Here is a 13,101-nt window from a genome sequence, read left to right as displayed (position 1 = left end):
ATAGTGCCGAAAACAGTAACGTGTTCTAGTCTTACGCCGTGGAAGGGACCGGGATGGACGAGCAGGCGATGCGGTATCCGAACCACCTCGGGCATCTGGTCGTCTCCGCCCTGAAGCGCCACCGGGACGCGCCGGTGATGGTGCTGGGCGAGACCACGATGACCGGGGGCGGGACCGCCGAGCAGGTCAGCCAGTACGCGCAGGCGTTCGAGGAGCTCGGGGCCGGCACGGGCGCGGCGGTGGCGCTGCTGTCGCTGAACCGACCGGAGGTCCTGCTGATCATCGCGGCCGGCCAGATGCAGGGGTCGCGGCGGTCGGCGCTGCACCCGCTGGGCTCGCTCGACGACCACGCCTACATCCTCGGCGACGCCGGCATCACCACGCTGATCATCGACCCGGTGCCGATGTTCGTCGAGCGCGCGCTCGGCCTGCTCGAGAAGGTGCCGGGGCTCACCCAGGTGCTCACCATCGGGCCGGTGCCCGAGCAGCTCGCCCACGTCGGCAAGGACCTGACCGAGACCGCCGCGAAGTTCGAGCCGGGCCCGCTGAAGCCCGCCGACCTGCCGCCGGACCAGGTCGTCTCGATCACCTACACCGGCGGGACGACCGGCAAGCCCAAGGGTGTCATGGGCACCGCGCAGGCGATGGCGACGATGACCCAGATCCAGCTCGCCGAGTGGGAGTGGCCCGAGGCGCCGAAGTTCCTCATCTGCACGCCGCTTTCCCACGCCGGCGCGGCGTTCTTCGCGCCGACGCTGCTGAAGGGCGGCTCTCTGATCGTCGTGCCGAAGTTCGACCCCGCCGACGTCCTGCGGATCATCGAGGAGGAGCGGATCTCGGCCACCATGCTGGTGCCGACGATGCTCTACGCCCTGATGGACCACCCCGACTCGCGCACGCGCGACCTGTCGTCGCTGCAGACGGTGTACTACGGCGCCGCGTCGATCAACCCGGTCCGGCTGCGCGAGGCGATCGACCGCTTCGGGCCGATCTTCGCGCAGTACTACGGCCAGTCCGAAGCCCCGATGGCGATCAGCTACCTCGCCAAGGGCGACCACGACGACGCGCGGCTGTCCTCGTGCGGGCGACCGTCGGCGTTCCTGCGCACGGCGTTGCTCGACGCCGAGGGCAACCCGGTCGCCCCCGGCGAGCCCGGCGAGATCTGCGTGGCCGGCCCCCTGCTGGCGGCCGGCTACTGGAACCTCCCGGAGGTGACGGCGGAGACGTTCCGCGACGGCTGGCTCCACACGGGCGACGTCGCCCGCGAAGACGAGGACGGCTTCTGGTTCATCGTCGACCGGGTGAAGGACATGATCGTCACGGGCGGGTTCAACGTGTTCCCCCGTGAGGTGGAGGACGTGGTGGCCGAGCACCCGGCGATCGCCCAGGTGGGCGTGATCGGCACCCCGGACGAAAAGTGGGGCGAAGCGGTCACGGCAGTGGTGGTCCTGCGCTCCGACGCGGCCGCCGACGACGCCGCGATCGAGAAGCTGACGGGCGAGATCCAGGCGGCCGTGCGGGAGCGGAAGGGCCCGGTGCACGTCCCGAAGCAGGTGATCGTGGCGGCGTCGCTGCCGATGACGGGGCTGGGGAAGCCGGACAAGAAGGCACTGCGGGCCCAGTACGAGCCCAAGCGAGCGAGCGTGTAGGGCGTTATACGGCGGCGACCGCCTTGAGCTTGCCGGGGTTCATCATCCAGAGCACCTGGTCGATGCCCTCGGCCGAGGCGGTCACCGTCAGCACCGTGAACACCTCGCCGTCACGGGAAAGCAGCAGGGCGTGCGCGCCGTTGACGAACGCCGGGGTCAGCGTCACGCCCACCCAGAAGCGGTCGCGGAACGCGCGGACGTACTTCGCCACCGTTGTCGCGCCGTGCACCGGGATGCGCGACGCGCGGGCCGCACCGCCGCCGTCGGAGTAGCTGATCACGTCGGCCGCGAACAGCTCCTCCAATGTCGACAAGTCGCCTTCCTGGGCCGCGGTCACGAACGCGGTCAGGAGCCGGCGTTGTTCGGGCGGCGCGGCCGGCGTGCGCCGTTCCGCGGCGAGGTGCTTGCGCGCGCGGCTGACGAGCTGACGGGCCGAGACCTCCGTCGTCCGCACGATCTCGGCGATCTGGACGTACGGGTAGTCGAATGCTTCGCGCAGCACGTAGGCCGCACGTTCGGTCGGCGTCAGCTTCTCCAGCAGGAGCAGCACCGCGAGCTCCAGCGCGGCACCCCGCTCGGCGCCCAGCTGCGGATCGGCGGAGGTGTCCACGGGCTCCGGCAGCCACGGGCCGACGTACGTCTCGTGGCGCGCGTAGGCCGTCTTGGTCGCGTTGATCGCCAGCCGGGTGGTCGTCGTGGCGAGGTAGGCCGCCGGGGTGCGCACCGCGGCCCGGTCACTGGCCTGCCAGCGCAGCCACACCTCCTGGAGCAGGTCCTCCGCGTCGGCGACGCTGCCCAGCATGCGGTAGGCGATGCCGAAGAGCCGTGGCCGCACATCCGCGAAGACGGCGGCCGCGTCGTCGAGGTCCGGCATGCGGTGCGGATCCCTTCGGGGCGGCGGATACGGGCGGGAGCGTACCGCCGGCGAGGCGTTGTCACGAATCCACCGGCCGTCTTGTCGTAGTGGGTGCGCAGCCATTCCGGGCGCGCTCAGCGAAGGGAAGTCACATGAAGGTCGTCGTCATCGGCGGAACCGGCCTGATCGGCACGAACGTGGTCGCTCGGCTGGCCGGGCACGGCCACGAGGCGGTCGCCGCCGCCCCCAGCACCGGCGTGAACACCCTGACCGGCGAAGGGCTGAAGGAGGTGCTGCTGGGCGCGGACGTCCTGATCGACGTGTCGAACTCGCCGTCGTTCGCCGACGACGACGTCATGAGCTTCTTCCGCACCTCGACCGGTAACCTCGTCGCGGCGGCGAAGGAAGCGGGCGTCACGCACTACGTCGCGCTGTCGGTGGTGGGCACGGACCGGCAGCCGGACGTCGGGTACTTCCGCGCCAAGGTCGCGCAGGAGAAGCTGATCACCGAGTCGGGCCTGCCGTTCTCGATCGTGCGGGCGACGCAGTTCTTCGAGTTCGCCGGCGGGATCGCCGACACGTCGACCACCGACGGCGTCGTGCGGCTGCCGGCCGCCGGCGTCCAGCCGATGGCGGCAGCCGAGGTGTCCGCCGCCGTCGCGCGCACCGCGGCCGGGCAGCCGGTCGGCGGCCTCACCGAGATCGCGGGCCCGGAGGTCTTCGGCCTCGACGAGTGGGTGCGCACCGTGCTGACCGCGCGCGACGACCCGCGCGAGGTCGTCACCGACCCGGAAGCGCCGTACTTCGGCGCGGTGCCGGGACCGGAGGAGCTCCTGCCCGGGCCGGGCGCGAAGCTCGCGGAGACCAAGCTCGCCGACTGGCTGGCCCGGTCGTGACCGCGCCGCACGGGTGGCCCGGCGCCACCCGTGCGGACCTCCGCGCTGGACGTACCAGCCCGGCCGGATCGTGGTGAACTCGACGGTGCCGCGCCGGTTGGTGACCTGGGCGCCGCGCAGGTACCGCTTGTCGTCGGTTGGGCGAGATCGGCGTCCCGCCGGGCGGCGGGACGCCGGTGGGTGGGGGTCCCGCCCCCTCCCCCGGACGCCGCTTCCGCGCCGGAGTACAGGCCAGACGCGTCGCAGTGCCGGAACTCGACCACCGCGTGGAGGATCGGCTTGCACGTATCGCTGTCCCGCACCTGCAGGGCGAGCCGCAGCTTCGCGCCCTGCTTGGGTGGTAGACGCGGTGAGCGTGCAGGTCCGCGTCGGTCACGGCCCGCAGGGCGACGGTCTCCCCGGTCGACGTCGTGACCGCGCTCTTGCCGCGCACGCCGCGACGAGGGCGCCCAAGCCGACCGAGCTCACCCGGCTGATCCGGCCTGAACCAAGGTGGCGGCCGGGCCTGCGCCGGAGCCGTGGTGAGGCTGTGGGTCGCCGAGCGGTCACGGGCGGGGTACGCTCCTGCTCAACTTGTTGAGTAGGTGAGGTGAGGCATGACCAGCTTCCGGAAGGCCGTCGAGGCCCGTGATCCCGACGCCATGGCCGCAGCACTGGCGGAGAACGTGGTGTTCCGCAGCCCGGTGGCGTTCAAGCCGTACCCGGGCAAGGCCATCACGGCCGCGATCCTGCGCGGCGTGCTGCGGGTGTTCGAAGACTTCCGTTACGTGCGCGAGCTGAGCGGCGGCGAAGGCCGGGACCACGCGCTCGTCTTCGAGGCCCGGATCGGCGACGCGCGCGTCGAGGGCTGCGACTTCCTGCACTTCGACGACGACGGGCTGATCGACGAGTTCACCGTGATGGTCCGGCCGCTGTCGGCCGCGCAGGCGCTGTCGGAAGCGATGGCGGCCCAGTTCGAGCAGATCCAGCGGGAAGCACTCAACTAGTTGAGTATTTCGCTGCGCAACGCGCTGATGGCGGCGCTGCTGGAGGGCGAGGCGTCGGGCTACGACCTGGCGAAGGGGTTCGACGCGTCGGTGGCGAACTTCTGGCCGGCGACGCCCCAGCAGCTCTACCGCGAACTGGACCGGATGGCAGCGGACGGCCTGGTCCGCGCCCGGCTCGTCCACCAGGAGAAACGGCCGGACAAGAGGCTGTTCTCCCTGACGGAGGCGGGCGCTCAGGCCCTCCACGACTTCACGGCGCGCCCGCCGCGCCCGGGCGTGATCCGCGACGAGCTGCTGATCCAGGTCCAGGCGGTCGACGCGGGCGACGACGCGGCGGTCCGCCGGGCGCTGACGGAGCGCATGACCCGGGCGGAGGCGAAGATCGCCCGCTACGAGCGCCTCCGGGCGGGCCTGCTGGACGGCCGTTTCGAGGACGACTACCTCGCGGAGGCCGAGCGGGTGGGGCCGTACCTGACGCTGATGCGCGGGCTGTCGTTCGAGCGGGAGAACCTCCGCTGGTGCGAACAGTCCTTGAAGATCCTCGAACGCCGGGTGACGCGCTAGCTCAGGCCGGCGTCGTGGACCAGGATCGCCACCTGAGTGCGGTTCGCCGCCTCCAGCTTGGCCATGATGTGTCCGATGTGGACCTTCACCGTCGACTCGCTCACCACGAGAGCGCGAGCGATCTCCGCGTTGCTCAGCCCGCGTCCGATGTGGACAGCCACGTCATGCTCGCGAGGCGTCAGCGAAGCCAACCGGACCCGGGCCCGCGAACTCCCGCCGCCGGAAGCGAAGTCCGTCAACAGCCGCTTCGTGATCTTCGGGGAGAGCATCGCCTCGCCGCGGGCCGCCACCCGGACCGCGTTGACCAGCTCGCGCGGCGGCGTGTCCTTCAGCAGGAAGCCCGCCGCTCCGTGACGCAAAGCCGCGTACACGTACTCGTCGACGTCGAACGTCGTCAGCACCACCACCGCCGCCGCCGCCGGGTGCGCGGCCAGCCGCTTGACCACCTCGATGCCGTCCACCTTCGGCATCTGGACGTCCGTCAGCACCACGTCCGGCCGGAACCGGTCGGTCAGCTCGACCGCCCGCGCGCCGTTCGTGTCCTCCGCGACCACCTCGACGTCGTCCGCCGACTCGAGGATCATCCGGATCCCGCTGCGGACCAGCTCCTCGTCCTCCAGCAGCACGACCTTGACCGTCACTCGCCCTCCCCTACCGGAAACTGCGCCAGCACCCGGAACCGGCCGTCGCCCGTCGGGCCGGTGCGCAGCTCGCCCCCGGCCAGCTCGACGCGTTCGCGCATGCCCACCAAGCCGTAGCCGGACCCCGGGACGGCGCTGCCGTGCGGGGTCAGCCGGTTCGTCACCTCGACCGCCAGCCGCTCGCCGGTGACGGCCAGCCGGACGTCGACCGCCGTGTGCGGCGCGTGCTTGCCCGCGTTGGTCAGCGACTCCTGCACCACCCGGTAGACGGCCCGGCCGACCTGGTCCGGCACCCCGGGCAGCGGGTCCGGCAGCGACAGCTCGACGCGCGCCCCGGTCGCCGCGACCTGCGCAACCAGCTCTTCCAGTGACGCGAGCACGCCCGGATCCGTGTCCGGGGCGTCGTCGCGCAGCACCCGCAGGACAGCGCGCAGCTCGTCGAGCGCCACCGCGCTGGTGGCCCGGATGGTTTCAGCGGCCTGCTCGGTCTTCTCGTCCGGCGCCCGCAGCGACAGCGCGCCGGCTTGCAGCGCGACCGCGGTCACCCGGTGGGCGACGACGTCGTGCATCTCACGCGCGATCCGCCGTCGTTCGGCGAAGACGGCCTGGTCGGCCAGCAGCGTCCGGGTGCGCTCGGCTTCTTCGGCGCGTTCCCGCAGCACGCCCAGCAGCGCGGCGCGCTGGTGCATCCACAGCCCGGCCAGCGCCGGGCCGAGCACGAAGAAGCCCAGCACGATCACGAAGAGCGTGAAGCTCGGCGGGTCCCGCAGCACCGGCAGGACGTTCCCGGCGATCCCGGCGGCGACGACCGCGAGCCCGGTCACGACGCTCACGCCGTGCCGGGCCGCGACCGAGTACTGCGCCACCATCAGCGGCAGCAGCGTCACCCCGGCCGGCATGCACGCCACCGCGACCAGCAGCACGAGGAACGGCCACCGGCGCCGCGCCAGCAGGGCGAGCCCCGAGACGACCACCGCGGGCACGTAGAGCGCCGGGTGCGGGTCACGCGGGTCGCCGCCGGTCAAGGTCACCACGATCACGGCCGCGGCCACCGCGACGTCGAGCGCGAGCAGCACGACCCGGCCGTCCCACCAGCTCAGCCAGCGCTTCATCGTGTTCAGGTTAGGGCGCGCCGGATCAGCCGTCACGGCGAGCCAGGGTGAACGTCGTCGCGCCCAAGGCCAGCACCACCAGCGCCGCGAACACCGCGGTCCCCAGGAGGGCGGACAACGCCGTGCCGCTGAACGGCAGCGCGGCCACCGGAACGCGGGTGAGCGCGGCGAGGGTCGTCTCCGCGACGAACGTCCACGCCGCGAACACCCCGACGGCGAGCCCGGTGTGCCGCAGCAGCCCGCCGAGCGCCACCCCGGCGAGTCCGGACAGGACGGTCAGCGCGAGCACTCCGCCCACCGCCCTGCCTGCCGCCCCCGCGCCGGCAGGCAGGGCGCCCCCGCCGGTCAGCACCCCGGCGGCGGTCAGCACCACCATCAGGACGCCGCCCAGCAGCCCGAGGCCGGCGGTGACCCCCGCCCGCGCCGCGACGATCCGGGCCGGCGAGCGCAGCACCAGCCGGGTGGTCGCGAGGGTGCCGTGCTGGTGGTCGAGCCCGAACGCGGCGACGCCGACGGCCGCGACCAGCAGCGCCCCCAGCCGGTCGACGAGGCCGAACGCCGAGGTGAACGCGTCGAGGTCGCCGAGGTCACGCTTGAGGCCCCAGTACAGGCCGGACGCGAACTGCAGGACGCCGGCCCCGACCAGCAGCAGCCACGTCGACCTCAACGAGCGGGCCCGCACCCACTCGTAGGCCAGTGCGTTCTTCACGGGAGTTCTCCCCGGTGCCGGACCGCGGCCGCGGTCGCGGCGAGGAAGGCGTCCTCCAACCCGCTCTGCCGCACGAACAGCTCCCGCACGCCGACCCCCGCGCGGACGGCGATCGCCGCCACCCGTTCGGGGTCGGCGGTGTCGACGACCAGCTCGGCCGCGGCTTCCTGGCGCACGCGCAACCCGTCGCGGGCGAGGGCGACCATCAGCACGCTGGGCCGGTCGACGCGGGCCACGACGTCGGCGCGCGCGTGCCGCCGGAGGAACTCGCCCAGGGGCCCGGCCGAGACGAGCCGGCCCGCACCGATGACGATCAGGTCGTCGGCGAGCAGCGACATCTCGGCCAGCAGGTGCGAAGACGCGAGGATCGTGCGCCCCTCCCCCGCCAGCCGCCGCAGGAGGTCGCGGATCCACCGCACGCCTTCCGGGTCGAGCCCGGTCGCCGGCTCGTCGAGGATCAGGTACTCCGGGTCGCCGAGCAGCGCCGTGGCCAGGCCCAGCCGCTGCTTCATGCCGAGGCTGAACCGGCCGGCGGGCCTGCCCGCGACGGACTCGAGGCCGACGGTCGCGAGGACCTCCCGCACGCGCCGCGCCGGCAGGCCCCCGCCCGCGGCGACCATCCGCAGGTGCGCGGCGGCCGGGCGCGCGGGGTGCACCGCCGCGGCGTCGGTGAGCACCCCGACCGTCCTGAGTGGACCGGGGACCTCCGCGTAGGTCCGGCCGCCGAAGGTGGTGCGGCCGCGGCCGCGGGTCAGGCCGAGCATCAGCCGGATGGTCGTCGACTTCCCGGCGCCGTTGGGGCCCAGGAAGCCGGTCACCACGCCGGGCCGCACGGTGAAGGACAGGTCTTCGACGCCGGCGCCGCCGCGGTAGGTCTTCGCGAGCCCTTCCGCGACGATCATCGGCGCACCGGCTCGTAGGCGTCACGACGGCCGAACGCGAACCACAGCAGGCTGCCCAGGAACGGCGCACAGAAGGCGAAGATCACCCAGACGAGCTTCATGCCGCCGGTCAGCCGTGAGCCGAGGATGCTGACCAGGGCGGCCAGGAACAGCACGACGAACGCCAGCAGGACGGCGCCGGTCAGGCCGAGCACGAGCCACGACCAGGTCTGTTCGTGGCCTTCGATCAGGGCGGCCGGATGCATGGGGCTTCTCCTCACGTCGGTCTTTCGCATCCGAGATTCGCCGATCGCGCGTCCCCGCACATCCGCTCTTCGGGGACTCCGGGATAGGCGGAAAGTACTAGGCGGCCCGGCGCCCTTGTACGGCTCTTGTACGGCGTCCACCGACGATTCGCCCCACGGAATCGTTCTGGAGGACAAGTGAGAACCACACTCAAGGCGACGGTGGCCGGCATCGGCCTGGCCGTCGCGATCACCGGGCTGGCCGCGCCCGCGGCCCAGGCCGCGTCGGCCTACCCCGTCACGACCACAGTGGACGGTCGGACCGTCAAGGACCCGGACGTCGCGGTGGGCAAGCAGCGCATCGCGAACATGTACCCGTCGGGTACCTCGGTGACGCTGGCGTGCCAGGACACCGGCCCGGAGTACGGCGGCAGCAGCATCTGGGACCTGACCACCGACGGGCTGTGGGTCCCGGACGCCTACGTCAAGACCGGCTCGACGTCGATGGTCGCGCCGAAGTGCACCACGCCGCACGCGTACCCGGCGAAGGCGGACATCAACGGCCGCGCGAAGAAGGGTGACGCGGCCGACGCGGCGGGCAGCGTCGCGAACAAGTACCTGACCGGCGCGTCGGTGCCGGTGGTCTGCCAGGCCACCGCGTCGGACGAGATCTGGGACTTCACCACCGACAACCTGTGGGTGCCGGACGCCCTGATCAAGACCGGGACCGACGGGTTCGTCGGCGGAGTCCCGCACTGCGACACCGACGGCCTCAAGCCGGGTGGTTCGACCAGCCCCGCGGACGCGCGCGCCGACAGCGCGATCGCGTTCGCCAAGGCGCGCCTGGGCCACACGGACTGGAACAACCAGTGCGAGCTCTTCGTCGAACGCGCCTTCGGCACCAGCGGCCGGTTCGCCTCGGCCACCACGCACTACCAGTGGCAGAAGGCCAACGGCCGCATCCACACGGGCTCCGTCGCCCCGGCCGGCACCGCGGTGTTCTTCACCAGCACGACCAGCAACGGGCACATCATGCTCGCGCTCGGCGGCGGGGTCGCGATCAGCACGGGCCCGTCGGTGTACCAGACGAGCACGTACGCGCAGCGCTCCGACTACCTCGGCTGGGCCTACGTCCCGTCGAGCTGGTGATCGCCGGGACGTCGCGGAAAAGATCTTCCCCTGTTCGCCAAGAAGCTGTTGCTCATTCACCCCGCCCGGTTCTAGTGTGTCCCGGGCATTGATCGGACTACTGGGGGTCAGATGTCATTGCGCCACAGATTGGGCAAAGCCGCCGTCGCGGCGGGCGTCCTCGCAGGTCTGGTCGTCACCCCGCCCGCGGCCCTCGCCGCGGCCGGGCCGACCACCCTGCCCGCTTCGCAGTACACCCTGGCGGCGAACTACAACCAGTTCGACGCCGTCAACACCGCTTTGGTGTCCACGCTGGGCACCGCGGCCGTCCACACGGTCATGGACAACGCCAACCACGACCGCACGGCGTTGCCGTCGTCGTTCTCCGTCGCCGGGCTGTCCACGGGCTTCCGGTTCGACAGCGGCGACAACTCCGACTGCACGAACTACCCGCAGGGCATCACGACCAGCCGTGACGCGGTCGGCACGGCCAACAGCGGCAACTACGACGGGCACCAGCTCGTCGTGGTCAGCTGGTACACCAAGGACGGCTGCGACGGCGGCCAGGCCCGCAGCCGGATCACCCTGGTCGACTGGGACGCCACCTACCCGAACAAGTACCGCAAGGTCCTGCTCGTCGAGCCGACCGGCACGGCGGCGGCACCGGACTTCAAGGACATCCCGGTCCACGCCGGCGGCGTCTCCTGGTACGGCGACTACCTGTACGTCGCCGACACCGGGCACGGCATGCGGGTCTTCGACATGCGGAAGATCCTCAAGACGAACACGGGTGGCACGGCCGGCCAGATCGGGCACCAGACCGGCAGCACGTACTACGCGCACAACTACGCGTACGTCCTGCCGCAGGTCGGCACGATCACCTCGAAGACGACGTCGGGCACGAACCTCGCGTGGTCGTCGATCTCCCTCGACCGCGTGAGCAAGTCGATCGTGATGACGGAATACACGTGCCCGTCCGGCTGCACGGACTACCCGAACCGCGCACCGCGCGCGATCCGCTACCCGTTCGCCTCGTCCGGCACCTTCGCCGCGACGACGACGGCGAGCCAGGCTTTGCAGCTGCCCTGGTACAAGCTCAACGGGCTGGCGTCGCACAACGGGCGCTGGTGGTTCAACTCGTCCGGCAACAAACAGCTGTACTACTGGACACCGTCCGCCGGCCCGTCGACGTTCGCCTGGGTGGGCAGCGGCGAAAGCCTCTCCTACTGGGAAGACGACACAGCCGCCGACCTGCTGTGGTCATTGCAGGAGGGCGTGGGCAGCCGCAACGTCTTCGCGGTCACCCAGGCCACCTACGGCGGCGGCTGAGGTAGCCTGGCCTCATCGGACACAGCGAACAGCAGCGCGACCCGAGGCGGAAGCACCGCCTCGGGTTGCTGCTTGCTGTCCTGCTGTTCCTCTCCGGGGCACCGGTATTCCTTCCGGCGGCGAGTGTCGCCGACGGTCCGGCGGTGGCGACTTCACAGTCGGACTTCGTTGTCTCCGGGCGGCATGCGGTGCCGCGTCCGCCTGCTTCGATCCCTTGGGCTGTCGGTCCTTCTTCGGTGGGATTCTTTGCTGTTTCGCTGTGGTCGCTTGGTGAGCGTCCGCGGGAAGCATCTCCCGTCGTCGAGGTGCCGACCTCTCGGTCGACCCGTGGGCCTCCGTCCTTCGTGAGCTGAGCTTTCTTTCTCCGGCGCCGGGTTCCCGGTGTCGTGATCGCTGCTGCCCGAAGGACTTCTCTCTTGATGTCTTCTGTTGTTCTCGCTCTTCTTGCTGGCGTTGTTGCTTGTGCTGTTGGGCTTTTCGTGAAGATGGTTCGGCAGGATGATCCTTTCTTTGGCGGGATGGGGATCTCTCTGCTTGTTGGGCCTGGTTCTCTGTTGGCCTTTGTGCACGTGGGTCTCACCGAGTTCTAAAGATGCGGCTTCGCCATTGCGTGGGAAATCGGCGCTTCGTGTTCTTGCTTCCCGCTCGGTGCGGGAGCGCCGATTCCCCACGCTACGGTGTCCCTGCCGAACTTATAGTGGATCACCCTGTCGTGTGATGATCGTGCGTTCGACTGCCGGTAATCTTGATGCGTGGACAGCGAAACGGTGTGGAAAGCGGATGCGGTGGCCTTGGCCGATCGCATCTCCGCGCTGCTCACTGTGGTGCGGTCTGCCGAGGCTGAGATCGGTTCTCTGCTCGTGGAAATCGAGTCCCGCGGTGTGATGGAGTTGTTCGGATACCGGTCTGTCGCTCGACTTTTCGAGCATCTCGCTGATGTTCCCAAGTCTGCCGCCGAGACCGTGGTCAAACGAGCCCGATCCCTTACGTCCGGCCAGAACCTCGACGGCACTCCGATCCCCGCCGTTGCTCCCGCCACCGGCCTTGTTGCCTTGGATGGCCGGTTGAGCACGCCGATGATCGACACCATCGTCGGCGCGCTCGTCCAGGTCCCGCCTGAACATCGCGACGACGCCGAACGCGATTTGCTGACCTTCGCCGAAGGCGCTGGCCACAAGCAGGTCGCCGCGTTGGGTGCCCGCATCGTGGCTCACCTCGATCCCGACGGCGCCGAACCCGACGAGACTGAACCGGCCACCCCCCGCCGAGAACTGTCGTTGCGGCGCAAAAGATCCGGAGTCTGGGAGCTGAACGGCCGTTTCGACGACGAGACCGGCACCCGCACCAGCGCTCTGCTGGACTCCCTGGCGCAACGCCGCACGACCGACGAGGGCCCGGATCTCCGTTCGCCACAGGAACGCTACGGCGACGCCTTATCCGACGCCATCGACCTCGCGCTGAATTCCCCAGAGTTGCCGATGCAGGCTGGCGAGCGAGCCCACGTGATGATCGCGGTTTCGTTGGAAGACTTGAAGTCAGGCATCGGCACGGGCCCGCTCGGCGACACCCCCACCACACCCGAGACCGGCGCCGGCCGGGCCACTCTCGGCGACCTTGGCACCATCTCAGCCGCCGAAGCCCGGATCCACGCCTGCGACTGCATGCTCATCCCCGCGGTCCTGGGCACCAAGAGCGAACCCCTCGACCTCGGCCACCAGCGCCGCCTGATCTCGACCCCGCTCCGCCGGGCGCTGTACCTGCGCGACCGCGGCTGCGCCTTCCCCGGCTGCCACCGCCCACCCCGCCACTGCCAAGGTCACCACATCCGCCACTGGGCCGACGGTGGCCCCACCGAGCTGGGCAACCTGGTCCTGATGTGCGCCCACCACCACCGGCTACTGCACCGCTCCGGCTGGCAAGTCCGCATCGCCGCAGACGGCCTACCTGAGTTCTTGCCACCGGTGTTCCTGGACAGGCGCCGAAAACCCAGGCGCAACAACCTCCACCAACCGCTGCCCTTCGCAGCCTGAGCATGGGAAAGGCCCGCAGCCACCGGCTACGGGCCTACACCCACGCGCTGACCCAGGTCGCCCGTCGAACCGATC

The 13,101-nt window shown here is 70.8% G+C and carries 13 protein-coding genes; 7 read left to right on the top strand and 6 right to left on the bottom strand.

Annotated features, from left to right (window positions below):
- The first annotated feature begins 38 nt into the window (after window positions 1–38).
- Window positions 39–1,649, top strand: a complete 1,611-nt coding sequence (gene fadD8, locus AB0C38_RS07715) for a fatty-acid--CoA ligase FadD8 (protein ID WP_360668234.1) — start codon at window positions 39–41, stop codon at window positions 1,647–1,649.
- A 4-nt stretch (window positions 1,650–1,653) separates the two neighbouring features.
- Here the strand turns inward: fadD8 and AB0C38_RS07710 are convergent, their stop codons facing one another.
- Entirely contained in the window at window positions 1,654–2,523 is an 870-nt protein-coding gene (locus tag AB0C38_RS07710; RefSeq protein WP_360668231.1) for an RNA polymerase sigma-70 factor, read from the bottom strand.
- Between the two features lie 134 nt (window positions 2,524–2,657).
- On the opposite strand from AB0C38_RS07710, the gene AB0C38_RS07705 reads away from it, so the two are divergent.
- From AB0C38_RS07705 to AB0C38_RS07695, 3 genes are all read left to right on the top strand, one after another.
- Window positions 2,658–3,401, top strand: a complete 744-nt coding sequence (locus AB0C38_RS07705; protein ID WP_360668228.1) for an SDR family oxidoreductase — start codon at window positions 2,658–2,660, stop codon at window positions 3,399–3,401.
- Between the two features lie 596 nt (window positions 3,402–3,997).
- Window positions 3,998–4,387 carry a nuclear transport factor 2 family protein gene (locus AB0C38_RS07700; protein WP_360668225.1) on the top strand — a complete coding sequence of 130 codons (390 nt, stop codon included), beginning with the start codon at window positions 3,998–4,000 and terminating at the stop codon, window positions 4,385–4,387.
- Between the two features lie 6 nt (window positions 4,388–4,393).
- Window positions 4,394–4,951, top strand: a complete 558-nt coding sequence (locus AB0C38_RS07695; RefSeq protein WP_360668698.1) for a PadR family transcriptional regulator — start codon at window positions 4,394–4,396, stop codon at window positions 4,949–4,951.
- Here the strand turns inward: AB0C38_RS07695 and AB0C38_RS07690 are convergent.
- From AB0C38_RS07690 to AB0C38_RS07670, 5 genes are read right to left on the bottom strand one after another with little or no spacing between them, the layout of a single operon-like run.
- On the bottom strand, window positions 4,948–5,592 hold the full coding sequence (locus AB0C38_RS07690) for a response regulator transcription factor (protein ID WP_360668222.1): 645 nt from the start codon (window positions 5,590–5,592) through the stop codon (window positions 4,948–4,950). The genes AB0C38_RS07695 and AB0C38_RS07690 overlap by 4 nt on opposite strands.
- Window positions 5,589–6,704: a histidine kinase gene (locus AB0C38_RS07685; RefSeq protein WP_360668220.1), complete on the bottom strand. Its 1,116-nt coding sequence runs from the start codon at window positions 6,702–6,704 to the stop codon at window positions 5,589–5,591. Before AB0C38_RS07685 ends, AB0C38_RS07690 begins: the two co-directional genes overlap by 4 nt.
- A gap of 25 nt (window positions 6,705–6,729) precedes the next feature.
- Entirely contained in the window at window positions 6,730–7,413 is a 684-nt protein-coding gene (locus AB0C38_RS07680; protein WP_360668217.1) for a hypothetical protein, read from the bottom strand.
- A complete protein-coding gene (locus AB0C38_RS07675; protein WP_360668214.1) occupies window positions 7,410–8,315 on the bottom strand; it encodes an ATP-binding cassette domain-containing protein in 906 nt (301 codons plus the stop codon). The genes AB0C38_RS07680 and AB0C38_RS07675 overlap by 4 nt, the downstream gene beginning before the upstream one ends.
- Window positions 8,312–8,560, bottom strand: a complete 249-nt coding sequence (locus tag AB0C38_RS07670) for a PLD nuclease N-terminal domain-containing protein (protein WP_360668211.1) — start codon at window positions 8,558–8,560, stop codon at window positions 8,312–8,314. The genes AB0C38_RS07675 and AB0C38_RS07670 overlap by 4 nt, the downstream gene beginning before the upstream one ends.
- A 177-nt stretch (window positions 8,561–8,737) precedes the next feature.
- On the opposite strand from AB0C38_RS07670, the gene AB0C38_RS07665 reads away from it, so the two are divergent.
- The 3 genes from AB0C38_RS07665 to AB0C38_RS07655 all read left to right on the top strand — a co-directional run bounded on the left by AB0C38_RS07665 (window position 8,738) and on the right by AB0C38_RS07655 (window position 13,026).
- Window positions 8,738–9,688, top strand: a complete 951-nt coding sequence (locus tag AB0C38_RS07665; protein WP_360668209.1) for a hypothetical protein — start codon at window positions 8,738–8,740, stop codon at window positions 9,686–9,688.
- A gap of 111 nt (window positions 9,689–9,799) precedes the next feature.
- Window positions 9,800–10,996, top strand: a complete 1,197-nt coding sequence (locus tag AB0C38_RS07660) for a hypothetical protein (protein ID WP_360668206.1) — start codon at window positions 9,800–9,802, stop codon at window positions 10,994–10,996.
- A 752-nt stretch (window positions 10,997–11,748) separates the two neighbouring features.
- On the top strand, window positions 11,749–13,026 hold the full coding sequence (locus tag AB0C38_RS07655) for a DUF222 domain-containing protein (RefSeq protein ID WP_360668203.1): 1,278 nt from the start codon (window positions 11,749–11,751) through the stop codon (window positions 13,024–13,026).
- The last annotated feature ends 75 nt before the right edge of the window (window positions 13,027–13,101 follow it).

Origin of the sequence: Amycolatopsis sp. NPDC048633 (assembly GCF_040650695.1) — a bacterium.
Lineage (GTDB): Bacteria > Actinomycetota > Actinomycetes > Mycobacteriales > Pseudonocardiaceae > Amycolatopsis.
The sequence above is the reverse complement of the archived record's forward strand: the minus strand, read 5'-3'. Positions and strand labels throughout refer to the sequence as shown.